The 23,172-nt window shown below is 67.2% G+C and carries 22 protein-coding genes, 1 tRNA gene and 1 pseudogene; 15 read left to right on the top strand and 9 right to left on the bottom strand.

Annotation, left to right across the window (positions count from 1 at the left end):
* Positions 1–68: 68 nt before the first annotated feature.
* The 14 genes from ACVTJA_RS43970 to ACVTJA_RS43905 all read left to right on the top strand — a co-directional run bounded on the left by ACVTJA_RS43970 (position 69) and on the right by ACVTJA_RS43905 (position 12,248).
* Positions 69–145, top strand: a tRNA-Pro gene (locus tag ACVTJA_RS43970).
* Between the two features lie 178 nt (positions 146–323).
* The gene (locus ACVTJA_RS43965) at positions 324–1,328 is read left to right on the top strand and encodes a DUF2169 family type VI secretion system accessory protein (RefSeq protein ID WP_465829715.1); all 1,005 of its coding nucleotides are present in this window, start codon (positions 324–326) and stop codon (positions 1,326–1,328) included.
* Between the two features lie 32 nt (positions 1,329–1,360).
* Positions 1,361–1,828: a DUF4150 domain-containing protein gene (locus ACVTJA_RS43960; RefSeq protein WP_465829714.1), complete on the top strand. Its 468-nt coding sequence runs from the start codon at positions 1,361–1,363 to the stop codon at positions 1,826–1,828.
* The gene (locus tag ACVTJA_RS43955; protein WP_465829712.1) at positions 1,825–2,412 is read left to right on the top strand and encodes a DUF1877 family protein; all 588 of its coding nucleotides are present in this window, start codon (positions 1,825–1,827) and stop codon (positions 2,410–2,412) included. The genes ACVTJA_RS43960 and ACVTJA_RS43955 overlap by 4 nt, the downstream gene beginning before the upstream one ends.
* A 7-nt stretch (positions 2,413–2,419) precedes the next feature.
* Complete coding sequence (locus ACVTJA_RS43950) at positions 2,420–3,742, top strand: TIGR02270 family protein (protein WP_465829710.1); 1,323 nt, start codon at positions 2,420–2,422, stop codon at positions 3,740–3,742.
* Positions 3,743–3,756: 14 nt separating this feature from the next.
* Entirely contained in the window at positions 3,757–4,890 is a 1,134-nt protein-coding gene (locus ACVTJA_RS43945) for a hypothetical protein (protein WP_465829708.1), read from the top strand.
* A gap of 23 nt (positions 4,891–4,913) precedes the next feature.
* Positions 4,914–5,915, top strand: a complete 1,002-nt coding sequence (locus ACVTJA_RS43940) for an AHH domain-containing protein (RefSeq protein WP_465829706.1) — start codon at positions 4,914–4,916, stop codon at positions 5,913–5,915.
* Positions 5,915–6,508, top strand: coding sequence for an imm11 family protein (locus ACVTJA_RS43935; RefSeq protein ID WP_465829704.1), 594 nt, complete (start codon positions 5,915–5,917; stop codon positions 6,506–6,508). The genes ACVTJA_RS43940 and ACVTJA_RS43935 overlap by 1 nt, the downstream gene beginning before the upstream one ends.
* 98 nt (positions 6,509–6,606) lie before the next feature.
* Entirely contained in the window at positions 6,607–7,200 is a 594-nt protein-coding gene (locus tag ACVTJA_RS43930; RefSeq protein ID WP_465829702.1) for an imm11 family protein, read from the top strand.
* Between the two features lie 98 nt (positions 7,201–7,298).
* A complete protein-coding gene (locus ACVTJA_RS43925) occupies positions 7,299–7,892 on the top strand; it encodes an imm11 family protein (protein WP_465829701.1) in 594 nt (197 codons plus the stop codon).
* Between the two features lie 3 nt (positions 7,893–7,895).
* Positions 7,896–8,687 (top strand): hypothetical protein, encoded by a 792-nt coding sequence (locus ACVTJA_RS43920; RefSeq protein ID WP_465829699.1) that lies wholly within the window; start codon positions 7,896–7,898, stop codon positions 8,685–8,687.
* A 94-nt stretch (positions 8,688–8,781) separates the two neighbouring features.
* The gene (locus tag ACVTJA_RS43915; RefSeq protein ID WP_465829697.1) at positions 8,782–9,306 is read left to right on the top strand and encodes a DUF6484 domain-containing protein; all 525 of its coding nucleotides are present in this window, start codon (positions 8,782–8,784) and stop codon (positions 9,304–9,306) included.
* Between the two features lie 106 nt (positions 9,307–9,412).
* The gene (locus ACVTJA_RS43910) at positions 9,413–11,740 is read left to right on the top strand and encodes a type VI secretion system Vgr family protein (RefSeq protein WP_465829695.1); all 2,328 of its coding nucleotides are present in this window, start codon (positions 9,413–9,415) and stop codon (positions 11,738–11,740) included.
* A 10-nt stretch (positions 11,741–11,750) separates the two neighbouring features.
* Positions 11,751–12,248: a DUF4123 domain-containing protein gene (locus ACVTJA_RS43905; protein ID WP_465829693.1), complete on the top strand. Its 498-nt coding sequence runs from the start codon at positions 11,751–11,753 to the stop codon at positions 12,246–12,248.
* On the opposite strand, the gene ACVTJA_RS43900 is transcribed toward ACVTJA_RS43905, so the two are convergent.
* The 9 genes and pseudogenes from ACVTJA_RS43900 to ACVTJA_RS43860 form a co-directional block, all read right to left on the bottom strand.
* A complete protein-coding gene (locus tag ACVTJA_RS43900) occupies positions 12,238–13,242 on the bottom strand; it encodes a hypothetical protein (protein ID WP_465829691.1) in 1,005 nt (334 codons plus the stop codon). The two genes, ACVTJA_RS43905 and ACVTJA_RS43900, sit on opposite strands and share 11 nt — an antisense overlap.
* Entirely contained in the window at positions 13,239–14,909 is a 1,671-nt protein-coding gene (locus ACVTJA_RS43895; RefSeq protein WP_465829690.1) for a LysM peptidoglycan-binding domain-containing protein, read from the bottom strand. The genes ACVTJA_RS43900 and ACVTJA_RS43895 overlap by 4 nt, the downstream gene beginning before the upstream one ends.
* Positions 14,902–15,246, bottom strand: coding sequence for a hypothetical protein (locus ACVTJA_RS43890; RefSeq protein ID WP_465829688.1), 345 nt, complete (start codon positions 15,244–15,246; stop codon positions 14,902–14,904). Before ACVTJA_RS43890 ends, ACVTJA_RS43895 begins: the two co-directional genes overlap by 8 nt.
* Positions 15,247–15,708: 462 nt before the next feature.
* Positions 15,709–16,122 (bottom strand): hypothetical protein, encoded by a 414-nt coding sequence (locus ACVTJA_RS43885; RefSeq protein ID WP_465829686.1) that lies wholly within the window; start codon positions 16,120–16,122, stop codon positions 15,709–15,711.
* A gap of 435 nt (positions 16,123–16,557) precedes the next feature.
* A complete protein-coding gene (locus ACVTJA_RS43880; RefSeq protein ID WP_465829685.1) occupies positions 16,558–17,319 on the bottom strand; it encodes a hypothetical protein in 762 nt (253 codons plus the stop codon).
* 240 nt (positions 17,320–17,559) lie between these two features.
* Entirely contained in the window at positions 17,560–18,000 is a 441-nt protein-coding gene (locus tag ACVTJA_RS43875; RefSeq protein ID WP_465840774.1) for an FG-GAP repeat domain-containing protein, read from the bottom strand.
* A gap of 6 nt (positions 18,001–18,006) precedes the next feature.
* Positions 18,007–18,219 (bottom strand): annotated as a pseudogene (locus ACVTJA_RS43870) (hypothetical protein); the annotation flags it as partial.
* 45 nt (positions 18,220–18,264) lie between these two features.
* On the bottom strand, positions 18,265–19,347 hold the full coding sequence (locus ACVTJA_RS43865) for an MBL fold metallo-hydrolase (RefSeq protein WP_465829683.1): 1,083 nt from the start codon (positions 19,345–19,347) through the stop codon (positions 18,265–18,267).
* Between the two features lie 238 nt (positions 19,348–19,585).
* On the bottom strand, positions 19,586–20,029 hold the full coding sequence (locus ACVTJA_RS43860) for a RidA family protein (RefSeq protein ID WP_465829682.1): 444 nt from the start codon (positions 20,027–20,029) through the stop codon (positions 19,586–19,588).
* Positions 20,030–20,619: 590 nt separating this feature from the next.
* On the opposite strand from ACVTJA_RS43860, the gene ACVTJA_RS43855 reads away from it, so the two are divergent.
* Entirely contained in the window at positions 20,620–23,148 is a 2,529-nt protein-coding gene (locus tag ACVTJA_RS43855) for an AAA family ATPase (RefSeq protein ID WP_465829681.1), read from the top strand.
* Positions 23,149–23,172: the final 24 nt, after the last annotated feature.

Genomic DNA, 23,172 nt, shown 5'->3' with positions numbered 1-23,172 from the left:
GGGCGGCTCGGGTACTACCGCCGCACTTCGCCGGTCCCGAGAGGAAACCCACCGGCGGACGGACATATCGGGGAGTGGCTCAGCCTGGTAGAGCACTTGGTTCGGGACCAAGGGGTCGCAGGTTCAAATCCTGTCTCCCCGACCACGTCATGAAGCGGGCTGGAGGCCTTGGGGTCTCCAGCCCGTTTTCATTTTCGGACACTCGAGCTGCCCCTCGCCCGTGGATGCAGGGCCCCTTCCAGTCACACGGTGTGCCGTGCTCTCGCTGGCCGTGGTTCAGGAGGAGTCCTCGCCGTGATATGCACGGCGGGAGGGCAGCCAGCGTGCCACACGCGGAACTCCAGAACGAAACGCCCTTTGCCTTCGAGCAGGTGTACGTCGCGGACGAGGACGGCCGGTCGCTGCTCGTCCTGGTGGTGAAGGCCACCTACGACCTCCGCGAGGACGGGCTCCACCTGTCGGAGAAGCAGGTTCCGGTCGACCTCGGTGGCAAGCACTGGGGCGCGCCCGGCGAGTCCAGCTACAAGCTCGAGCCGGAGGGGGCCTTCTTCAAGCCGGCCACGGATGTGGCGCTTCTCGGCCACGCATACCCTCCCGAGAAGGGCGCCCGGGAGGCCCTGGTGGCGCTGCAGGTGGGCCCCCTGAAGAAGGCCATCCGGGTGCTGGGCGAGCGCACCTGGTTCCGGAGCATGGGCCACATCGCCGCGACGAAGCCCCTGCCCTTCGACAAGCTGCCTCTCACGTGGGAGCGCGCCTTCGGAGGTTGGGATAGGACGGACGCGGCGAAGCCCGCCTTCGAACCCCGCAATCCCGTGGGGGTCGGCTTCCGCGCCAGCCCACGCCACTTCGAGGAGGGGCTGAAGCTCCCCAACCTGGAGGACCCGGCGGAGCCGCTGCGCGAGTTCGGCCAACGGGTAACGCCCGTGGGCGTCGGCTTCACCGCGCCCCACTGGCAGCCGCGCGCGAAGCTCGCGGGGACGTATGACGAAGAGTGGAACAAGACGCGCAAGCCGCTGCTGCCCACCGACTTCGACCGGCGCGTCTTCAACGCCGCCGCGCCGGGCCTCGTTGCTCCGGGCTACCTCAAGGGCGACGAGGCCGTCGTGCTGGTGAACGCCTCGCCCCGGGGACGACTCGCCTTCACGCTTCCCGGCCAGGCGCCTCCGTCCATCACCGTCCGCCTGGGCGGGGCCATTACCCCGGAGATGCACCTGGACACCGTCATCCTGGACATGTTGACCCACCAGGTGAGGCTCCTCTGGCGGGGACACGTTCCACTGGACAGAGGGCCCCATGACGTCCGGAGCGTCGACATCCGGATGGTGTAGACTGGGAGTCCCACGCACACCCGAGGCCCACGATGGCGAACACCGTCGGTGTCAACAAGCTCTCCGTGGTGACGAAGGACAGCAACGGCGTCACCATGGCCTTTCCGGACGTCTGCAAGACGCCCAGTCCGGCCGGCCCCATCCCCATTCCCTACCCCAACGTCGCGAAGTCCTCGGACTCCGACAAGACGGCCGACTCCGTCACGGTGGCGGGCAAGCCCCTGTGCGTGAAGGACTCGAACTTCAGCACCAGCACGGGTGACGAGGCCGGCACCGCGGGCGGTGGGGTGGCCTCCAGCAAGACCAAGGGCAAGGCCGAGTTCGTCAACTTCTCCTTCGATGTGAAGGCGGAGGGCAAGAACGTCGCCCGCGCGCTGGACCTGATGCTGCACAACGACAAGAACACCCCGCCCTTTCCCGTGGTGCAGCCCCCCGTGGTGGCGCTCCCAGGGAGCGAGGAGAAGCCCAAGTGCCCCTGCTGCGGGAAGCCTCGTAAATGAGCGCCAACTGCTTGTTCCTCGCGCTGCCCGCGCATGACTGGGAGCAGCTGCGGAGCGAGCCGGAGACCGGACTCGACGTCCCCACCTCCCCGGTCCTCTATGAAGAGGATGCGGAAGGGGGCTATGACTTCCGCGGGCTGACGCTCCAGGAGGACGTCGTGGACGCGCTCCGGTTCCTCCTGGACGCGATGGAGGAGACGGCGGAGCCCGGCGTGCCCTTCGTGGAGATACAGGCCTCGGCCCGTCCCATTGAAGAGGCGGTGGGCCAGCCGACGCCGCTCGACGGCCAGGCCTGGCACCTGTCTCCCGACGACGTCCGCCGGGCCGCGGCGGGGCTGGCGAAGGTGACGGCCGCGGAGCTCGCCTCCCGGTTCGACGCAGAGGAGATGGAGGACTCCGGCCTCGCGAAGCTCGCCGAGGAGCTCGACCACCTGGAGCCGTGGACGGAGCAGGACCTTGCGTCGCTCCAGGCGTCCTACGCGGAGCTGGTGGCGTACTTCCAGCGGGCGGCCGAACGGCGCGAGGGCATGCTGGTGCTGCTGGAAGACGGCCCGGTCTCCGCGCTCGACCTGTCCATGGAGTGAGGCGGCCATGGCGTACCTGGAGGTGACTCCCCACTGGGAACTGTACGAGGTCCACCTCGACGAGGCGGAGTATGTCGTCGCCCAGTGGGAGGGCGCGCTCACGGCGCCGGACCGGTATCTCTCCCATGTGGCGCAGCGCGAGGCGCGGCTGCTGGCGCACGTGGACGCGCTGGCGCTCGGTGGCGGCGAGGTGTCCCGGCGCTACCTGCTCCCCGCCCTCGCGGCCGAGGCGCCCCTGCGCGTCAGCGCCGCCGCGCTCGCGCTGCTCCAGCAGGAGGGCACCGCCGGGCGTGACGCCGTCCTGGCCGCGCTGACGGAAGGACCGCCCGAGTCGCTGCCCGGCCTCCAGCGGGCGCTGGAGCTCTGCGGGCGCGAGGACGTGCTCCCGGGGTTGGTGGCGCTGCTCACGCCGGATACCGCCCCCGCCGTGGCCGCCGTGGCGCTGGAGGTGCTCGCGGCGCACGGACGCGTTCCTTCCGTGGCGCTCGAGCCCTGGCTGGAGCACCCGGAGCCCGCCGTGGTGGCCGCGGCGTGCCGCGTGCTGCCCTTCACGGGCGCCGCGCTCGCCGCCCCCGTGCTGCGCCGGTGGGTCCAGGCGCTGGAGTCGTCCGAGCTGCTCGTCCGTGACGCGGCTCTGGCGTCCGGGGCGGTGCTCGGGCTGCGCGCCGCGTGGACGCGCTGCCGGCAACTGGTGGCGGCCGGGGGAGAGCCGGGCCGCCTGCCGCTGCTGCTGCTGGCGCAGGGGGGAAATCAGCAGGAGCAGGCGCTGCTCATGGAGCTGCTGGGGGAGCCGCGCTCGCGCGCGGACGCCGTCTGGGCGCTGGGCCATGGTGGCCGGCCCGAGGCCGCGGAGGCCTGCCTTCCGCTGCTGGAGGGCGACGATGCCGGCGTGGCGCGGTTGGCCACGGAGGCCTTCAACGCCATCACCGGCTTCCCCCTGGAGGACGCCCACCTGCTCTCGGAGGACGAGCCTCCGCCGGACGAGTCCCCCGACGCGCCCCTCCTGCCGGAGGTGGAACAGACGCTGCCGCGCGCGGCCCCCGAGGCCGCGCGCGCCTGGTGGGCCCGGCAGCGCGAGCAGCGGCGCTTCGCACCCGGGACGCGCCATCTCGGGGGCGTCCCGTTCTCCGCGACGGCGCTGCTCCAGGCCTTCGCCACGGCGCCCGCGCGGCGCTGGTCCGCCCTGGCGTTGGAGCTGGCCATCCGGAGCCGGGGCCGCCACAACGTCTCCGCGCGCGACTTCAGCTTCCGGCGCCACCGGCGGCTGGCGGCGGTCCAGGGCTTCGCTCCCCGTGGGGAGCAGCCCTTCTCGTCCCTGCTGGACTCGTGAGCGCGAGCACCTCCATGCCTCCCACCCCGAATGCCGCCGAGCCCGCCGTCACCCAGCGCGTCCACGCCTACGTCGAGGCCGCGGGCGTGGGCTCGCCCCTGGGGCCCTTCGTCCAGGCCTGCGCGGCGTTCCGCACGGGGCTGGACCGCTTCGAGGGCGCGCGGGACTTCCACTACTTCGCGGGCGAGGAGAACACGCGGCTGGAGCTGAAGACCTCCGCCCTGCCGTCGGCCACGTTCGGCTTCGCCGCCGCCGGAAGGCTGGTGGCCATCGCCTGCGAGACGTTCCAGGACCTGCGCGCCCGGCTGCCGGAAGGGGCCCTCACGCGTGACACCCCGCTCTTCCTGGCCCTGCCGGACCCACTGGACCTGGGGATGGCGGTGTCCCCGGAGCTGGAGCGCAACGCCGCGCGGCGGCTGGAGTCGCTGGGGCGGCGGGTGCTGTCCCTTACCTTCGAGAACCTGGACTGGCCCTGGCCCGGGGGCCCCTGGCACTTCTTTGGCGGCGGACACGTGGGGTTTGCCCGGGCGCTTCAGGCCGCCGGGGCCTGGATGGCCGGCCGCGCCAGCCGGGGCTGCGTGGTGGCGTCCGTGGACAGCCTGCTGGACGCGGGACTGCTGGAGACGCTCCTGCTCCAGCAGCGGTTGAAGACGGAGGACCAGCCGGTGGGCTTCACGCCGGGAGAGGCGGGCGTGGCGCTGCTCTTGCGCGTCCCCGGCCGCACCCCGGCCGACCTGCCCCGGGGCCGTCCCGTGGTGGAGGCGGTGAGCCTGGGGCAGGGGCCCGCGGAAGACCCGGGGGATGCCCGCGCGCTGGCCTCGTGCGTGCGCGCGCTGAGGCCGTTCCTGCCCGGCGAGGTGGGGGAGCCCTTCTGGGTGACCGACCACAACGGCGAGGAGCTCCGGGGCATGGAGTGGGGCACGCTCCAGACGCTGCTCCGGTCGGAGCCGCCCCACTGGGCGTCCTTCGACGTCTGGTACACCGCCACGGGCTTCGGGGAGACCGGGGTGTCCTCCGGGGCGCTGGGGGTATGTCTGGGGGCCCGGGCCCTGGAGCGCGGGTATGCGCCAGCCCGAGCAGGTATCATCCTGTCCACCGACGAGAGCGGCGAGCGCGCCGCCGTGCTGCTGGCGTCCACGGCCACCTGAGCGGGTGGCGGGGGTTGTGAATCATGGGCAAGAAGAAGAACGACAACTTCACCAAGCAGCCGCTGGGCACCGGTGAGAGCGCCATCTTCAACCAGGACCTGTCCGTCAAGCCGGGGATTTTTCCCGAGCTGGACGACGTGGACTACCCGGCGAAGCTCATGGAGGAGCTGAAGAAGGACAAGCAGGCGGCGGAGAAGCAGGAAGACGACTGCCCTCCTGACATCGCCCACCGGCGCCGGCTGCGCGGCTTCCACAAGTACCGGACGGCGGCCTACACCCACGACCAGGGCAAGCTGAGCAAGAACGGGCGAGACCACTACACGAAGCGGCCGGACTACGGGAAGGAAGCGCTGGACGCCGCGCTGGCCTCGGGCCTCATCAGCCAGAAGTCGTACGACACGCTGAGCGACGACAAGAAGTGGAAGGACTCGATGGCGTTCCCCCGTGAGGGCTCACCGTCGAAGTACAACAAGGACGCCAAGCGCTTCGTGCTCAGCAACGTCAACCAGCACAAGACGGAGAAGGACAATTTCTACCTGACCGGCTCCTGGTATCCCTACCAGTGGACCGCCCACCACCTCATCCCGCACGAGTTGATTTCGGAGAAGAACCTCGGGGACATGGAGTACAAGCTGCTCCAGAAGTCGGGCTACGACGTCAACAACGGGCACAATGGCATCGTCGCCCCGGCCTGCGCCTGGGCCGTGCCCATGCACCAGTTGGTCCAGCACAAGGGCAATCACAACGCGTACACCCAGTTCGTGGAGAAGCAGATCGCCTCGGTGGTGAAGTCCCTCAAGGCACTGGCGGACCAGGTCAAGAAGGAGCAGCCCCCCAAGGACCACAAGACGGTGCTCGCGGACGTCCTGGAGGCGCTGACCAAGAAGGAGCAGCTGCTCTTCGAGCGTATCCTGGCGATCAGCGCGGCGGTCGTCCCGGAAGCCCTGCAGGGGAATCAGAACGCGAGGCCCTTCGTCTCCTTCGCCCGGGGCAAGTCCCTCTTTCCCTTTGGAGTGCTGAGCTGATGGCAGGCAACGATTACTGGGTCCTGAAGACCGACTACACCAGCGCAGTCATCAAGAAGCTGCCGCCAGACGGACCGGAGGCCCACATCCTGGACCGGGGCGAGCCCGCGGCGGCGCTGTTCCCTCCGGGGGCCACCGTGCGCTTCTCGGAGGACTACCCCACTATGCGCAAGGTCTGCGACTTCATGTCCACCATCTTCGGGGCCAACATCGTGTCCGCCAAGGTGAAGCGCATCCTGGAGGCGCAGGGTGCGAAGAACTGTGAGTTCATCCCGCTGACCATCCTCGACCACAAGGGCAAGGTGGCCAGCAAGGAGCACTTCCTGCTCCAGGTGCTGGGCCACGTGGAGGCCGTGGACATGGAGCGCTCCCAGGTGGTCATGAACTCCATCCTGAAGGACCAGATCGACAACTTCGAGCACATGGTGCTCGACCGGGAAGCCATCCCGCCTGATGCGGTCATCTTCCGGCTGTCGCGCAAGCGCGACGAGTTCCTCGTCAACCAGGCCACGTACGAGGCCCTGACGAAGGAGGGCGTCACCGGCCTCAAGTGCTTCAAGGCGGACGGCTGGAACGGAATGGACATTTACTAGCGCATGGAGCTGGACTTCCGCGGCCTGCGCCAGGACTCGGCCCTGGCACTCGTGCTCCTGCTGGGCAAGTCCCTCTGTCCCTTTGGAGTGCTGAGCTGATGGCAGACACCGACTACTGGGTGCTGAAGACCGACTACACCAGCGCCGTCATCAAGAAGCTGCCGCCAGACGGGCCGGAGGCCCACATCCTGGACCGAGGCGAGCCCGCGGCGGCGCTGTTCCCGCCCGGGGCCACCGTGCGCTTCTCGGAGGACTACCCCAAGCGGCGCAAGGTCTGCGATTTCATGTCCACCATCTTCAGCTCCCACATCGTGTCCGCCAAGGTGAAGCACATCCTGGAGGCGCAGGGTGCGAAGAACTGCGAGTTCATCCCGCTGACCATCCTCGACCACAAGGGCAAGGTGGCCAGCAAGGAGCACTTCTTGCTCCAAGTGCTGGGCCACGTGGAGGCCGTGGACATGGAGCGCTCCCAGGTGGTGATGAACTCCATCCTGAAGGACCGCATTGGCAACTTCGAGCACATGGTGCTCGACCGGGAAGCCATCCCGCCCGATGCGGTCATCTTCCGGCTGTCGCGCAAGCGCGACGAGTTCCTCGTCAATCAGGCCACGTACGAGGCCCTGACGAAGGAGGGCGTCACCGGACTCAAGTGCTTCAAGGCGGACGGCTGGGACGGGATGGACATCTACTAGCGCATGGAGCTGGACCTCCGCACCCTGCGCCAGGACGTGGCCCGGACACTCGTGCTCCCGCTGGGCAAGTCCCTCTATCCCTTTGGAGTGCTGAGCTGATGGCAGACACCGACTACTGGGTCCTGAAGACCGATTACACCAGCGCCGTCATCGAGGAGCTGCCGCCGGACGGGCCGGAGGCCCACATCCTGGACGACGGCGAGCCCATGGCGGCGCTGTTCCCACCCGAGTCCACCGTGCGCTTCTCGAAGGACTTCCCCAAGCAGCGCAAGGTCTGCGACTTCATGTCCAACACCTTTGGCTCCAACATCGTGTCCGCCAAGGTGAAACACATCCTGGAGGCGCAGGGTGCGAAGAACTGCGAGTTCATCCCGCTGACCATCCTCGACCACAAGGGCAAGGTGGCCAGCAAGGAGCACTTCCTGCTCCAGGTGCTGGGCCACGTGGAGGCCGTGGACATGGCGCGCTCCAAGGTCGTGATGAACTCCATCCTCAAGGACCGCATTGGCAACTTCAAGCTCCTGGTGCTCGACCGGGAAGCCATCCCGCCCGATGCGGTCATCTTCCGGCTGTCGCGCAAGCGCGACGAGTTCCTCGTCAACCAGACCACGTACGAGGTCCTGACGAAGGAGGGCGTCACCGGCCTAAAGTGCTTCAAGGCAGACGGCTGGAACGGATTGGACATCTACTAGCGTATGGAGCTGGACTTCCGCGGCCTGCGCCAGGACTCGGCCCTGGCACTCGAGGTCCTGCTGGGACGCATCCACCCGGATGCCTCCCGCGAGGAGCTCGTGCGCGACGTGATGGCCGCGGGCGTGTGCTTCCACACGCTGGGCGTGGCCAGCCTTCTGGTGGACGGCTACCCGAAGGACTTCTTCCTCAACCTGGGGCGCGCGGGGGAGAGCTGGCGCCGGCTGCTCGCGCTCTTGCGCTCGCGCGGTGAGTCCCCTCCGCCCGCCACCTGGCAGGAGCCGCTCCTGGGCGCGGTGGCCGCCGGGCACTGGGAGCTCGCGCGGCGCATCGCCCGGGACTCGGCTACGGAGCGGCAGCCAGAGGCCGACGAGTACGAGGATGACTTCGACTGGGCGGTGCTGCTGCGGGAGCTCATCGCCCCACGCGAGGAAGCGCCGGAGCGGATGGACGCGCTGGTGGCGAGGCTGGAGCGCTCCGGGGCGGAGACCTGCGCGGAGCGGCTGGCGCTGGTGGACGCACTGCGACAGCGGGACGCCCAGGCCTTCTTCAAGGCCTTCGAGGCCACCCGGCTCGTGCACGGGGAGCAGACGGAGAAGCTCGCCAACAGCTTCACCACCGACGTGGAGCGCTTCGCGCCCTACCGCTACGTCTGGTTCGAGGGCCTGGCGCTGCTGCGCCTCGGAGAGCGCGCCGGGCTCCAGAGCCACGACCGGTACCTCTACTGCCCACCGCTGGCTCGCGTGCGCATGTCCGTCCCCATCGATGAGGATTGGGTCGTCCGTCTGCCTGCTTGAACGGGGGCGGGGGCACATCGCTGGGTGTCCCCGAAGGCGGTAGACTCCATCGCCTGGATGGGCCCACGCGGGCCCCCGCCACGGGAGCACGCGCATGAGCACAACCTCAGACGCCCCGGAGCCCGGCTCGGGTCCCCGCACGCTGGAGCCCATCCTGGGCAGCCGGGAGGGCTGGGCCGCCGGTATCGACACGCAGGGCCGGATGCTCGTGGACTTCGAGGAGAACCCCCTCGGACAGCCCGTGCCCGCGAGGCTGGCGATGTCGCTCGATGCCCAGGCCCTGAAGGACGCCGTCGCGTCCCGCCAGCGGGTGGTGCTCCTCTTCGAGAAGGGTGACCCGCGCCGGCCCTTCCTCATGGCCCTGCTGCATGAGCCCAGCCCGACGCCGTTGCTGGATGCGCTGCTGGAGCCGGAGCCCGCTCCTGCGCGTCCTCCGGCCGAGGCCCGCGTCGATGGACGGCGGGTCGTCCTGGAGGGGCAGGAAGAGGTCGTCCTCCAGTGCGGCGAAGCCAGCATCACCCTGCGGCGCAACGGGAAGATCGTCATCCAGGGCGCCACCATCGAGACGCGGGCCCGGGGCGCCCACCGCATCAAGGCCGGCACGGTCGACATCAACTGAGCCTTGACCCACCGGGCCGGCGGCCCCTCTCGTGGGGGCTGCTGTGGTAGCCTCTCGCCTCCATCCCGGGCACTGGTGGCGGCACGACGCTGGTGAAGGGGGAGTCATGTCTCGACAGAATTCACCTGCGTTCTCCGTGCAGGTCGGTGCGTATGGCCCCGACGCCCTGAGTGTGTCCGGCATCTCGGGCACGGAGGGCGTCAGCCGGTTGTACGACTTCCGTGTCGACTTCTTCACCCGGGACGGCGAGCCGCTGACGGTGGCGGACCTCGTGGGGAAGGACGCGCTGCTGGCGCTGTCCGTGCGCGACGGCGACCCGCGCTACGTGCACGGCGTGGTGCGCGAGGTGGAGTCGCTGGGCCTGAAGACGGGCCGCCGCCGCTACCGCGCGCACGTGGTGCCCAAGCTGTGGCGCCTGTCACAGGTGCACAAGAGTCGCATCTTCCAGAACAAGAGCGTGCCGGACATCCTCAAGGCCGTGCTCGGCGAGGGCGGCATCGAGGTACGGCTGGCGCTCAGCGGCAGCTACGCGGCGCGCGAGTACTGCGTGCAGTACCGCGAGAGCGACTTCGCCTTCCTGAGCCGGCTGATGGAGTGGGAGGGCATCTTCTACTTCTTCGAGCACACCGACTCCGGCCACACGCTGGTGCTGGGGGACAAACCCTCCGCGCACGCGCCGCTGCCCCAGGGGCAGACGCTGCCCTTGCGCCCGCGCATGGGCAAGGAGGCGGTGGACGGTGAGTTCGTCTTCGCGCTGGAGTCGGTGCACCGGCTGCGTCCGGGCGCGGTGCACCTGAAGGACTTCGACTTCGAGAAGCCGGCGGTGGACATCTCCGGCAAGGGCAAGGCGGCCGAGGGCGTGGCGGCGCTCGAAATCTACGACTACCCGGCCGGCTACGTGGCGCCGGGCGTGGGCAAGGCGGCGGCCAGCGTGCGCGCGGAAGCGGCGGGCATGAGCGGGCGCACGCTGACGGGCGAGGCGATTGCGCCCCGGCTGACGCCCGGCTTCCTGGTGGAGCTGGACGCGCCCGAGGACGGCACCTTCGCGGGCGAGTACCTCATCGCCGAGGTGGTGCACTCGGGCATGCAGCCGGACGTCTCCAGCGGCAGCGAGACGCTGCAGGGCCTCTACCGCAACCAGTTCCACCTCTTGCCCAAGGCGGTGCCCTTCCGTCCGCGACGGCTGACGCCGCTGCCTCAAATCGCGGGGCCGCAGACAGCGACGGTGACGGGCCCCGCGGGCGAGGAAATCCACACCGACGCGCACGGCCGCATCAAGGTGCAGTTCCATTGGGACAGAGAGGGCAAGCGGGACGAGAAGTCCTCGTGCTGGGTGCGCGTGGGCCAGCCGTGGGGCGGCCCGGCCTGGGGCGACGTGTGGATTCCGCGCATCGGTCAGGAAGTCATCGTCCGCTTCCTGGAGGGAGACCCGGACCGGCCGCTGGTGGCGGGGGCCGTCTACAACGGCACCAACACGGTGCCGTATGCACTGCCGGCCGAGAAGACGAAGTCCACGCGCAAGAGCGCCTCCAGCCTGGGCAGCAACGGCTTCAACGAGGTGCGCATCGAGGACGTCGCCGGGGAGGAGGAGGTCTTCACCCACGCCCAGAAGGATGAAGACCTTCTCACCGAGAACGACAAGGACCAGGAGGTGCACGGCTTCGAGGACCTGCTGGTGAAGAAGGACCGCCAGCGCACCGTGGAGGGCAACCAGGAGCTGCTCGTCAAGCAGAGCGATGTGAGCGTCATCGAGGGCGACCAGTCCCTGCTGGTGCAGCAGAACCGCGACACCCTCACCCGCGGCAAGCATGAGGAAGCCGTCAAGGGTGACCAGTCGATGACGGTGGGCAAGATGCTCACCGTGATGGAAGAGCAGGCCGCCATGGAGACGGTGATGGCGGCGAAGGCCACCACCATTGGCGGCGGCTACAGCGTCAACGTGGGGCTGGCCTACAACGAGGCGACGGGAGCGGTGCGAACGACGGAAATCGGCGCCGCGCACATGGAGTACGTCGTCGGCAGCCGCGAGGAGACCATTGGCAAGGACAAGCAGTCCAAGGTCTCCGGCGACTACCAGGCGGAAGTCACCGGGCAGGTCTCCCTCATCGTGGGCACGGACTCCACGGAAAAGGTCGGAGCGAAGTTCCACATGGAGGTGAAGGAGCCGGTGGACTGGACGGCCAAGAGCTTCGAGCTGAAGGCCGACAAGCTCCTGCTCGTCGTGAATGGCAAGCAGGTCATTTCCGTCGAGAAGTCGGGCAACATCCAGCTCTCCGCCAAGACGCTGACCTTGGAGGGCTCGGACATCAAGCTCAAGGGCTCGAAGGTCAAGCTGGACGCGGCGAAGTCCCCGGCGTCCACGCAGATTCAGGCGCTGAAGCAGGCGGCCGTCGCGGGCGTCCCGTTCTGCCAGCAGTGCGAGAAGGACCTGTAGGAGCCCTGGAATGTCCTCACAGGAGAAGGTGCTGGCGGCCATGCGTGCGGAGAGCGAGCCTCTCTTCGCGGTGCTCGATGCGGCCCGGGAGAAGCGGGTCCTGAAGCTCCTCCAGGAGTCGGGCGAGCTGTACGCGTCCCTCTACGAGGGCCCCGAGGGCCGGGAGCTGGAGGAGGTGGCACCGTACCTCGTGCGCCTGCCCGGGGACTCGGAGATGCTCGGGACGCTGGTGCGCGAAGGGTGGGGGAAGAGCTGGGGCGTCTTCCTCACCTCCCAGCTGAATTTCAAGGAGACGCGGCGGCACCTGCGCAAGTTCCTCAAGGTCCTCGATGGGTCCTCGGGCGAGCAGCTCTACTTCCGGTTCTACGACCCGCGCGTGCTGCGCGCCTTCCTGCCGACGTGCACGCCCGCGGAGCGGGCGGAGTTCACCGGCCCGCTGGGCGGCTTCCTGCTGGAGGGCAGGAAGGGCGAGCTGCTGCGGTTCAAGGCGGCTCCACCTACCGGGTGATGACCCACTTCCCGCCCGACTTGCGGAAGATGATGTCGAAGGTCTCCGAGCCGCTGTCGTCCACGAAGTTGAAGCCAATCATCGGATTCCCGTCCCAGCGGGTCAGCTTCGCCAGACGGCCGTTGCCGAACACCACCAGCTCCGAGTCCTCGGGCTCGAGCGGGAAGAGCGCCATGTCGGGGTCCCCCGAGATCTTCTCCAACCGGGCGAGCTTCTTGGCCATCTCCGCCTCGGTGGTGTTGAAGGCGATGGCCAGCTCCTGATTCCGCTCGGCGAACAGGGGCAGGACCTGGGACACCTTCTTCGCGTTCGCCGCATCCCAGATGCGCTGGTACTCGGCGATGAGTTCCTGGCGCGTCTCGCTGGTGGCGGGGATGAGGTCGCTCTGGAACCAGCTCCACCGCGGCAGCGCCACGGGCAGGGTGATGCCCCGGCGCAGCACCGCGCCGCGCCCCTTCTGGGGCGCCGTCGCGAGGACCTCTCCGACGAACACCGTGCCCTCCTCCTTGTCGGCGGGGAACCCGGCCCGGTCGGCGAAGCGGCCGGCGGGTGAGCTCTCCTGGATGCCCTTGGCGGGCTCCTGGAGCTTGCCGGAGAAGCGCAGGCTGGCGATGGGCTGGGCCGTCTTGGCGGGGGCGCCGCTCTTGTGCACCTTCAGCGTGGCGCCGCATCGGGGCTCCACGCCCTCCGCTGCGCCCCGGGGCAGCGGCTTGAGCTCCATCGACAGGATGTTCTCTCCCGCCCGGGCCCAGTGGTTGACGGGGATGTCCGCCACGACGGGCAGCCCCCGCTCGTCGCTCACCAGCGGCACGTCGTTCAGCCGGACGTCGTAGGCGCATCCCGACATGTTCACTTCGACCACCAGGTAGGGCTTGTCCTTGAGCATGCTCGGGGTTCCTGTGTCCTTGGCTCGGGAGGGAGGCTTGCCGGCACGGGCCTGCGTCGCCGCGGTGCACAGCAGCAGCAACAGCAGCAGCCTTCCTGCCCCCCTCACACGCTGCCATCCTTCAGGGGGCGTGGCTTGCTCTCGCGCGGCCACTGGGCCGGCTCCACCACGACGTACTCCTTCGTCGTCTCGTCCTTGAAGGAGCTCTTGGGCTTGGAGCGGAGCTTCGAGCTCGACGTCGCGGAGGTCCCGACCTCGTAATAGTAGGCGTAGTAGACGGTGATGCCGGAGAAGAAGAGCTGTCCACTCAGGCTCGGGCCCTTGTCGGACGAGGCACCGGTGAGCTTGCCCCCGACCTCCGTCTTGGCCCCGACGCTGGCGCCGGCCCCGGCCTTGAATATCCAGAGGGTCCCTTCGGCCGAGGCCTCTCCCTTGATTTCGAAGGAGAGCTTGGCCACGACCTCTCCCGACGGATTCCAGTTCCCGCTCCCGTCGCTCTTCCACTCCAGCGCGCCTTCGACCTTCCCCGCGAGGGTGAGCAGGATGGAGACGTTGGCCTTCGCGCTGACGATGTCCCCTTTGTACCCCGTGGCGGCGCGCTTCTTGATTTTGACCAGGAGCGCGCCGAAACCGCCGGCCGCGTCGCCGGCAACCCGGAGCAGCCAGTTCAGGATGTCCGTCTCGCCGGACGCGCCGATGAACGGGGTGAAGGCGACCTTGACGTTGCCCTCGGTGAGGACCTTGAAGTCCTTCTCCTTGTTCTTGACGCCGCCGCTCAGCTCCAGCTTCGGCCAGAGAATCTTGATCTTGCCGTAGTCGGAGTTGATGTCTCCCAGCATGGGAGCCACCTTGTTCAGGAAGGCCTGCGCTCCGCCGAACAGCTGCCGGGTCAGCGCGTTGTTCTTCTGGTGTCCGCCCTGGGGCGTGGCCGAAGCGCCCAGCGACCACTTGCGGTTGTCGTACTTGACGTCGAGCTTGCCTTCCAGGCCCCACTCACCGTCGACCTTCAGCTTCTTCCAGCCCTGGTTCTGGACGAAGTTGCTGTCCTTGTGCGCGTTGTAGGAATAGCCGACTGAAATCTTCCCGTTCCAGGAGCTCTCCGGAAACGCCTGGACGATGACCTGGGTGCCCGCCTTGTGCGAGCAGGTGCGCGTGCTGACGGCGTACACCTCGGGGTACGAGTTGGGCACCAGCACCCGCTTGAAGAAGTCGATGAAGTCCTCATCGCAGGGGTCCGTGCGCGACGAGTAGATGTTCACCTTGGAGGGGCTCGGCTGGTCCACCAGGACCGCCGGGCCGGTGACGAACACGGTGGGGCAGGCGCCCTGCGAGTTCGGACGGACGTCCACCTCGCACTTCGCGGAGTCGCCAGACTTCGAGGGCTTGCCGTTCTTGCACTTGCCCTTCACGTTGAAGGTCAGCGTGTCGGCCTTGTAGCTGCTGGCAATGACCTGCAGGACGTGGGGCCCGTGGCCAGCCTGGGAGTGCTTCACCAGGTCCACGGTGAATTGCTTGCTGGTGCTCTTGGTGTCGGAGCTCTGGATGACCAGCTCCTCGGCCTTGCAGTAGGGGCAGGGCTGCGTGGTGGCGCCGACCTCCGTCTTGCCGAGCTTCTTCGGCGGAAGGTCGAGCTTGTCCCCCGGGAAGATGCGGTAGGGCGGCTTGCGGGCCTTGAGGTACGTGTTCTTCGCCTTCAGCTCGTTGAAGGACACCTGCTTCTTCTTGGCGATGTTGTAGAGGTTGTCGCCCTTCTGGACGGTGTATTGCTCAGGCATGGCGTTCCTCGTTCTCCGCGTCCGGGGCCGGGCCGCCGAGCTGCGCGGCCTGGTACTCCTCCAGGGCATCCATCTTCGCCACTCCGTCCAGACGGCTGTCCTCGAGAATGGCGCGGGCCCAGGCGGACTCGGGCGCGCGGTCGAAGTCCCAGCCGTAGAGGACGGCGCACTCGAGGTAACGCTGGACGTCGCCCTCGAGCACCACGCCGTACTGCGAGGCGCGCTCCGCCGCCTCGGTGACGTGCTTCAGCAGGCGCTCCTCGCTCCAGGGCTGGGTCTCCTCGGGGAAGACCTCCCGCAGGTGCGTGGCCATCTGCTCCATGAATTGCTCGGCCATGAGTTGGCGCATCGCCTGCAACTGTTCTGCTCGAACCTTGAACATGCGATTCGGTCCCTGCGGCCAAGTGGCGTCCTGGGCCACCCAGGGTAGCACATTCCCCTCTTCGCCAGGGCCAGCCCCGGGCGCGAGTCGAGCTGCCTCCAGCTCTACCCGCCCAGCTTCATGCCCGGCCCCATGAGCAGTGGCGCGCGACCCGTGACCTCCGGCGTCCTGGAGTCCGCGCCCGGCCCGGGCTGCTCGGGGTCCTCGGCTTCGCCTGCTTCCATCCCTTCTTCCAGGTCGCGGGCATCAAGGAGTGGGGATGGGACATCTCCTCGAAGTATCGCTGGGTCGTCGTGGCCGAGAGACTCTCCGGTGTGGCCATCAGCACCCTGGCTGCCTGCTGCATCCGCGTGGCGTTCCATTCCCTGTCATCTTGCCGCCCATGGATGAGCGGCAGACGCGCCTCGGGCATGGACGTCAGAACGAGGCGCTCCATGTGAGCGCGGCGCCGCCTGGGGTCGGCGCGATGCTGAGGTCGGTGAGCGAGGAGATGACGCGGTTATTCCGCTTCCACTCGACGTAGGTGTTGTGGCGGCTGATGCCCACGAGCAGGAGCGGGACGCCCACGGCCGCGAGGGTGCCGCCGAGCACCAGGGAGCTGCCAAGGCAGAAGTCCTGCGAGTCGCGGGGTATCACGCTGGTCTTGCAAAGGGGCGAGGTGAGCAGGTTGACCGCACCCACGCCGGTCAAGATGCTGCCGGCGACGAGCATCCCGGTGCCCGTGGGGGGAGGTTTGCCGTCGAGCAAGTCATTGGCGCGCTCCTGGGCGAAGGCGGGAGCAGAGGCAAGGGTGACTGCTGCGCTCACGAGCACTGCGAGAATGGCTTTCATGAAACGAGGAGAGCGCAGTGCAGAGCGTGACGTCAAGCGCGCTCACAATTCGTGGCGCGACTGGCTTTGTGGTGTCGGCACAGACCTCGCTTCATCCCTCTGCTTGCGCCTGCTCCAAGCCGCGAAGCGTGCTCAAACGACAGGCGTCTTCACGCAATGCTTTTCATTCGCTCCGGCTCGGAATTCCGGGGTGTGCTGCCTGCGCGGTCGCCTCTGTGTCGTCGTGGACATCCTTCGGTCACCTCATCTCCGGTGTCCACAAAACCCGGGGGCTCAATGATTGGAGTTGCCATCTTGAGCCCGCGCTGCAAACGCCGGTCACCTCGGCCCCGAGCGACCTGGCGAGCTGCAGGCCGCGAACGTGCGCCCCCGGCGCAAGCGCTGAGGGATTCACGACTCCCTCGCGCTGCGCCATCAGCACTGTCCGCCTGGCCGCTACTCGACGACGAACGTGGTGTGGTCCACTCCGGCGTTGCCGGTGACGGGGTCGAACGCGGTCACCATGACTTCGTAGGCGCCCTTTTGCTGCACGGACAGCTCGCCCTCGAAGGTGCTGGTCTTCCCGGCGTACTTCAGGGGGAACTGGGTGAGCGGCTTCCCGTTGTGTTTCACCGTGGCCTGCAGCTCGTACCGGCTGGAGTCCCAGAGTCCCTTGGGCTCGGTGGGGCAGCCACACATGAGCGTGAGGTTGGCGCGCAGGGGAATGGTGAGCTTCTTGTCCGCGGCGAGCTTGAGGAACTCGTGAGCCGATGGGGTCAGCACATCCACCACGAAGCCGGGCAGCTCCAGGATGAGGCCATCGCCCTCGATGTGCTTGCCGGGCAGCAGCCAGAGTTGGGTGGTGCTGGTGGCGAGCGCCTGCCGCTGCGCAAGGGGCCCGGACACCTCCACCGTCACCAGCAGCGGCTCGGAAAGGTCCAGGGTGGCCGTGAACTTCGCGGAGGTCTCATCCGCGAGCGGCGTCCCCCGGGCCTGTGGCTGCTTCATCAGCGTCTGGGTGTTGCCCGTCGAGCCGGCGGTGACGCCGCTGGCCAGCACCTGGCCGGACTGCGCGTCCCGAAGCACCACCCGCACGCCCCCCATCGACGTCCCGACGAACTTGCCGTCCCGGGCGCGAGCCCTCACGACCAGCCGCGTCTCCGCTGCCAGGGCCGTCGTGGAGAACAACAGCAGGGTCCAGAGAATGAGGCTCCGCATGACTCGCTCCTTTTCGGAAGGTCTTGAGCGGAGCCACATAACACCGCGTGCGCACGGGGGACATGGAGGACCCTCTCACCGGGCGACCGACCAGGCAATGACGGTGCGCGGCAGGGTGAGGTCCCCGAGCCGCGTGAGCAACTCGAGGACCATGGACCCCAGGCGGCCTTCACCGACGGGTTGGAGGACTCCTGGGCCATGTGCTTGGAGCCCTCCAGGAGAGCACCTGCGCGCCGCCGCTCACCGCAGGCGCAGCAGGGTGGAGCCGGCCTCGTAGCCGCTCCCCAGCACCTCGGGGAAGCCGTCGTGCTCGACGTCCAGCACGGTCACCTCGGATGCCAGGTTCCCCTGGTAGGGCAGGGTCCCGAAGCACGCCGGAGGCTCGTCGCTCATGACCCTGAGGTTCAGGATGCAGACGCCCGCGCTTTCCGGGACGGCGGCGATGAGCTCCCGCCCACCATCACCGTCCAGGTCTCCCGCGGCGAGCCCGTACACGTTCATGTCGATGGCGGAGTAGCTGCTCCAGAACGTGAAGCCGCCCTGGTTCCACATCGGGAGCACGCCGCCCCTGGCGCCCCGACAGCCGACGATGATGTCCTGGTTCCGAGCGTTCTGGCGCTCGTCGACCCAGACCAGGTCCAGCTTTCCATCTCCGTTCACGTCTCCGGCGACAACGTCCACGGGGTTGCCTCCCGTGGGAAGCTCCTCGGCGCTGGCGAACGTGCCCTCGCCCGTGCCACGCAGCAGGACGAGCTTTCGGACCCCGGTGCCACCGGGGAGCAGTATCGGGCCTTCGTCGCGGCGTTCCGCGAGGCGGCAGCTCAGTGGGTGCGCGGGGACTTTTCGGCCCCCTTTCCGCTCTACTCCTTCCCGCCGCGTGTCGTGCCGAGTCCCCCACACGAATTCTTTGACACCCTCTCGGCTTTGGGCACACACCGGCCCATCTCATGGCTTTGGCACCAACGTCGGAATCGATGCGAAGCTCCGCGGATCATGCGCGACGACGATGGTCATCTCCGGGTATCGCGCTGATATCGCGGCCATATGCGCGAGGTTCTCACGAACGAGCCGAGGCTCGACATCTGCGAGGCGCTGCGTGAGCGGGCGCTCCTCCTGCTCGGTGACGCCCTCCAATTGCCAGGCGAGGTCTCCGATAAAGGCGTAGCGCTTGTTGTCCGGAAGCGTCACGAAGACAATCACAGAGCCCGGCGTATGGCCGGGCGCCGGGACGATCACCACCGTGCCATCTCCGTAGACATCATGGCTCTCCGCGAAGCCGAGATAGGGGTGCGCATCGAATCGATACTCTTCGAGATGCAGCGACTTGATGCTTCTTGCCGAGGCCGTGGTGAAGTCTTCACCTTGTACGAAGCTTCGTTCCGCGGGAGGTATCCAGACAGGCACTTCGGGAAAATCCGCGGTGCCGCTGATGTGGTCCCAGTGGGAGTGGGTCAAAAGGATCGCGCGCAGCCGGGTCAGGTCATATCCGCTCGATTGGAGTTGCTCGCGCGCGGTCTTGTGCAGCGAGTATCGTGTCAGGAGCCGAAAGAAGAGAGGCAGCGTCGCGAGGTGCTGTGCGATATCCCGACCGAACCCGGTGTCGATCAAGAGATCACCCTTGGGGTGCTTGATCAGGGTCGCGGTCATGGAGAATTCTCGCGGCTCGAAGAGAGAGCCACCGCGATACCCAAAGGACGCGCTGCGGTAGGTGGCGCCGGTCGGAAGCTGGGCAATCGACATTTCGGAAGGCGCGGAAGCCGGCGGGAGCGCGCCGATCTCGAAGGTCTTCGATACGGAGAACGGCGACGCACGATAGGTAGACAAGAGCCCCAGTGGCAGCAGATAGAGCGAGAGGGAGAGAGCTCGCAGGGGACGAGAGGACGAGCGCAGAAAAGAAAAGCCAGCGACGCAGGCACTGCCAATCAGAGCGCCAGGAACTACCAGCCATGAGGTCGGCCCGTGAGCGCTCAAGAACAAAATCCATACTGCGAGCAGGACCGGCGCGACGCACGTAAGGAACCATTTCATCGGGGATTGCCTGGAGCCTCGGCGCATAGGCGAAGGCGATGCGCTGCTCTCGCGAGTGGTCGGAGAGGTCGTCCACGTGGAGCGCGGGTCCGAAGACATGAACAACTTTGTCCCGGTTGCCCGCGCGAGCCTAGGAAAAAAGGAGACCGGTTGAAGGGGAGGGCTGGAGCGCAGGGGCCGAGGCTGGGCGCTTCGGCGTAGCCGGCAACGGCTCGCCGATGCGAGCGCGCGGCCGGGCTCAGCCCTGGACTTCCGCCCTGAATGCAATCTCGATCAGCTGCTCGGGGAAGGCCAAGGCAGACACGCCGATCAGATTGCTGGCAACCTGCGGCACCGCCTGCTTGTAGACCAGCGGCCGCACCTTCGAACTGGCTGCGAAGGCAGACGGAACGTCGAGCACGAACAGCGTTTCTTCCACCACGTCCGCCATGGTCGCGCCCAGTTCGGCCAGCAGCACCTCGGCATTCTCGTAGGTGCGCTTCATCTGCGCTTCCATGGTCGAGAAGTCCGAGGGCTTGCCGTCCGCGCCCAGCGCTGCCGGAGCGACGAGCTCGCCCCGCGGGGTGTGCGAAAGTTGGCCGGAGACGTAGATGGTGTTGTTCAAGCGTACGGCCTGCACGTAGCCATACGCCTTTTCCCAAGGAACCCCGAAGCTGGCGGTCTTTCGATTCGAGCTGCTCATGATGTCGCCCTCTGAGTGAGTGGAAGCCGGATTCTGAACGGCTCCACCGCCGGCAGCACCCCCCATCCGAGGGAGCCTCGTACTCCTCCGGCGAGGGAGACGCTCTCCGCGCAGCGCGTGACGCAGATGCACCTCGAACGTGTGCGCGAGCAGCTCCAGAATGGCGCGCCCCCACCGGGGGCCGTCAGGTATGCCAGCACCCTCCTGCGGCCTCCACACCGAGAGCAGGCGACGACATCCAGCGCTTTCCGTCCGGCGCAGCAGTCCCGCCCGATCCAATCGCGGCGTGCGCTCCATCGTCGACTCCACCATCGCAGCCTGGGCCGGGCTCTCCTCCTCCAGCCCCGGCTCCGCCCCCGCTTGAGGGAGCAGAAATGGCCGCACTTTCGCGCCTGGAGCGAAGATGAGCTTGCCCCGATTCCGTAGACGGCGCTACCAAGGCCGGGCGTCATTAGGACATGGAGCCCTTCCGGCCACGTACCGCCCCCGTACGTCGTTAGCCTTCGCAGCGGCAATCCCCCTCACGGGGTATGGCCGTGATGAATCTCCGCGCGTTACCTGCTCCATCCGAGACACGGAGGAGCGTACCCATGAGGCTGGATCGCGTAGCCATCCGGAACTACAAGTCCATCAAGTCGATTGAGCTGCGGATTCCCCAGAAGGAAGCACTGCGCCAGGGCTCTGCGGACTTCCTCTCCATCGTCGGGGAGAACAACGCAGGGAAGTCCTCCATCATGGAGGCCATCAGGCTCGCATGCACCGCCAGTATGAAGGCCATGCAGGAGCAGTTTCCAGGCAATGACTCCACCAGCGGGCCGATCGAAGTCGAGCTGGAGTTCGATCAGCTCACTGACAGGGACAGGGAGCTGGCCGCCCTCACCGCGAGCACCTTCTCCGAAGGCGGCCAGCAGCGCTACCGGCTGAAACGCATCTGGAAGGCCCCCGGAGCCGCCTCGGAGAACTGGGCATACACCCCGGGTCGTCCACCTGAGTGCCAGCTCACGGGCTGGACATCCGCCAAGCAGACCCTCACCCTCAAGTCGCTCCGGGCGATGGTGGCAACGGATGAGCTGTGGACGCCGCTCCTCGAGCGATTCTCGAAAGACGTCGCATCCACCAAAGTCACCCTGGACCAGTTCATTGAAATCGCTCGCGAGCTCAAGTCCCCCTTGCTCGTTACCCGCCAGCAAGACGAGTGGACTCCCTATGCAAGCGGTAGCGCGACCGCTCTCGAAGCGGCCCTTCCCAACGTCGTCTATGTCCCAGCGCTTCGCGAAACGACCGAAGAGACGGACGTGGGAGCGAAAGCATCATCGATCCGCAAGATCGTGAACTCGCTGTTCGAGCAGCACCTGTCGAACCACGACCGCGTCGTTCAGTTCAAGAAGGCAGCGGCGGAACTCCAGGACCTTTTCGCCACGGAGGGCAAGCACCGGATCGTTGCCAGCATGGAGGAGAAGCTCACGGAGAAATTCAAGGAACTCATCAACATCAGTGCCGAACTCACGTTCAGCGCACCCGATGTGACCTCGGATCTCGCGAGCAGCACCCAGTTCCGGGTGCTGGATGCGGGCCTGTCCACGCGTCCGGACCACCAGGGCCATGGCGCGCAGCGGTCCATCGTCCTGGCCCTGCTCCAACTATACGTGGAGCAGAACAGGCAGAGCGCGTCGCGCGAGCATCAGCACATGCTCTTCCTGATTGAAGAGCCGGAGATCTATCTGCACCCCGGGATGTGCCGGAGGATGCGCGACACGCTCCTGAAGATCGCGCGGAGCGGTATCGGTCAGGTCATCTGCACGACGCATTCGCCTGTCTTCCTGGACCTCGCGGATCGCCATGACGGCATCGTCATCCTGCGCAAGAAGGAGGGGCATCCCGTCGCCACGCAGCGTACCCAGGATGTGTTCGCGCAGTCCGAGGAGGACCACCAGCAGCGCGCGAGACTCCGGATGTTGCTCAACTTCGACCCGGCCGTGAACGAAGCGTTCTTCTCTGAGAAGGTCTGCTTGGTCGAGGGGGACTGCGAAATCGCGGCGGTCGAAGCTACAGCGAGGAAGCTCCACGCGCTGGGGGAACTGGACCTGACCCGGTACCTCCTGGCGAGGCGTGCAACCACATTCATCAACTGCCGGGGAAAATGGACCATCCCGGCGTTCCAGAAGGTCCTCAATGCCTTCGGTATCGGATATCGCGTCATCTACGACCGGGACCAGGGGGCAAACGCGGACCGGGCGAACGCGCAGATCGACCAACTCCTGACGGGGAACAGTCGCAGCCTCGTCCACGAACCGAACTTCGAGAAGTACATCTTCGAAGAGACATGGACGACCGACAAGCCGTGGATCGTGACCCGAAAGATCGACGAGTCCACATCGCTCAACGACCGGCTTCTGACCTTCTTCGCCTTCGCGCTGGGGCAGCCTCTCGCTCAGTTGAAACCAGAGCCTGTTGTTGCCACCGGCGTGCAGGTCCTGCAGCAACGGCTCCAAGGGCCTGCTCGACGCAACCTCCGGAACAGACTCAAGGAGTACACGGTCCCCCTCGAGGCGATTCAATCCGCACGCAAGTTGAACCAGATCTTTCGTATCGCCGCCGGTCTGAACCTCGCTCCGATCCCAGGTCCGCACCTCCCACTCCAAACCATCGACGGAACGAAGATCGATGCGTTCGCCGTCGTCACTGGCTCATCAATGGCGGACACGCTGCAGGACCAGGACATCGTGGCGCTCAGGTTCCTGGACGGGGTCTATCTTGAGCCGGTCGACAACTCGGAGTCCCCGTCCAATTCCTCGTTGCCGGGCGTCATCGAGAACGATGGCATCTATGTGCTGGCGACCAATGACTACATCGACCAGGGGGCATACACCATGAAGCGCGTGCGGATCTCCACGCAGCCCGACGGAACCTGGAACTGCGAAATCCGCGCAGACAATCCAGAGACACTCTGGGGGCACCGGGGCCGCTTTAACATCCTGAGGACGGATCGGATCCACTTCGCGGCGCAGGTGATCGGGCTGGTCCGCAGGGAGGTACAGGAGCCTGCGGCGCCAGGGAGCGCGGACTTGACCATCATCCCAACGGCCCACGACCAAGCGCTCAATGTCGAGGACGAGTGAGCTACCGGCGGTTCTCAAAGGCCC

This window comes from Pyxidicoccus sp. M6 (assembly GCF_055568925.1).
Note: the sequence above shows the minus strand (reverse complement) of the source record. Positions and strands in the feature narration are given on the sequence as shown.

Coding starts and splice junctions, on each gene's coding strand:
- ACVTJA_RS43915 (WP_465829697.1), top strand. CDS start 8,782: ATGAGCACAACCTCAGACGCCCCGGAGCCCGGCTCGGGTCCCCGCACG.
- ACVTJA_RS43940 (WP_465829706.1), top strand. CDS start 4,914: ATGGGCAAGAAGAAGAACGACAACTTCACCAAGCAGCCGCTGGGCACC.
- ACVTJA_RS43955 (WP_465829712.1), top strand. CDS start 1,825: ATGAGCGCCAACTGCTTGTTCCTCGCGCTGCCCGCGCATGACTGGGAG.
- ACVTJA_RS43860 (WP_465829682.1), bottom strand. CDS start 20,029: ATGAGCAGCTCGAATCGAAAGACCGCCAGCTTCGGGGTTCCTTGGGAA.
- ACVTJA_RS43895 (WP_465829690.1), bottom strand. CDS start 14,909: ATGCCTGAGCAATACACCGTCCAGAAGGGCGACAACCTCTACAACATC.
- ACVTJA_RS43885 (WP_465829686.1), bottom strand. CDS start 16,122: ATGAAAGCCATTCTCGCAGTGCTCGTGAGCGCAGCAGTCACCCTTGCC.
- ACVTJA_RS43945 (WP_465829708.1), top strand. CDS start 3,757: ATGCCTCCCACCCCGAATGCCGCCGAGCCCGCCGTCACCCAGCGCGTC.
- ACVTJA_RS43910 (WP_465829695.1), top strand. CDS start 9,413: ATGTCTCGACAGAATTCACCTGCGTTCTCCGTGCAGGTCGGTGCGTAT.
- ACVTJA_RS43920 (WP_465829699.1), top strand. CDS start 7,896: ATGGAGCTGGACTTCCGCGGCCTGCGCCAGGACTCGGCCCTGGCACTC.
- ACVTJA_RS43960 (WP_465829714.1), top strand. CDS start 1,361: ATGGCGAACACCGTCGGTGTCAACAAGCTCTCCGTGGTGACGAAGGAC.
- ACVTJA_RS43930 (WP_465829702.1), top strand. CDS start 6,607: ATGGCAGACACCGACTACTGGGTGCTGAAGACCGACTACACCAGCGCC.
- ACVTJA_RS43935 (WP_465829704.1), top strand. CDS start 5,915: ATGGCAGGCAACGATTACTGGGTCCTGAAGACCGACTACACCAGCGCA.
- ACVTJA_RS43855 (WP_465829681.1), top strand. CDS start 20,620: ATGAGGCTGGATCGCGTAGCCATCCGGAACTACAAGTCCATCAAGTCG.
- ACVTJA_RS43905 (WP_465829693.1), top strand. CDS start 11,751: ATGTCCTCACAGGAGAAGGTGCTGGCGGCCATGCGTGCGGAGAGCGAG.
- ACVTJA_RS43865 (WP_465829683.1), bottom strand. CDS start 19,347: ATGAAATGGTTCCTTACGTGCGTCGCGCCGGTCCTGCTCGCAGTATGG.
- ACVTJA_RS43925 (WP_465829701.1), top strand. CDS start 7,299: ATGGCAGACACCGACTACTGGGTCCTGAAGACCGATTACACCAGCGCC.
- ACVTJA_RS43890 (WP_465829688.1), bottom strand. CDS start 15,246: ATGGCCGAGCAATTCATGGAGCAGATGGCCACGCACCTGCGGGAGGTC.
- ACVTJA_RS43950 (WP_465829710.1), top strand. CDS start 2,420: ATGGCGTACCTGGAGGTGACTCCCCACTGGGAACTGTACGAGGTCCAC.
- ACVTJA_RS43880 (WP_465829685.1), bottom strand. CDS start 17,319: ATGCGGAGCCTCATTCTCTGGACCCTGCTGTTGTTCTCCACGACGGCC.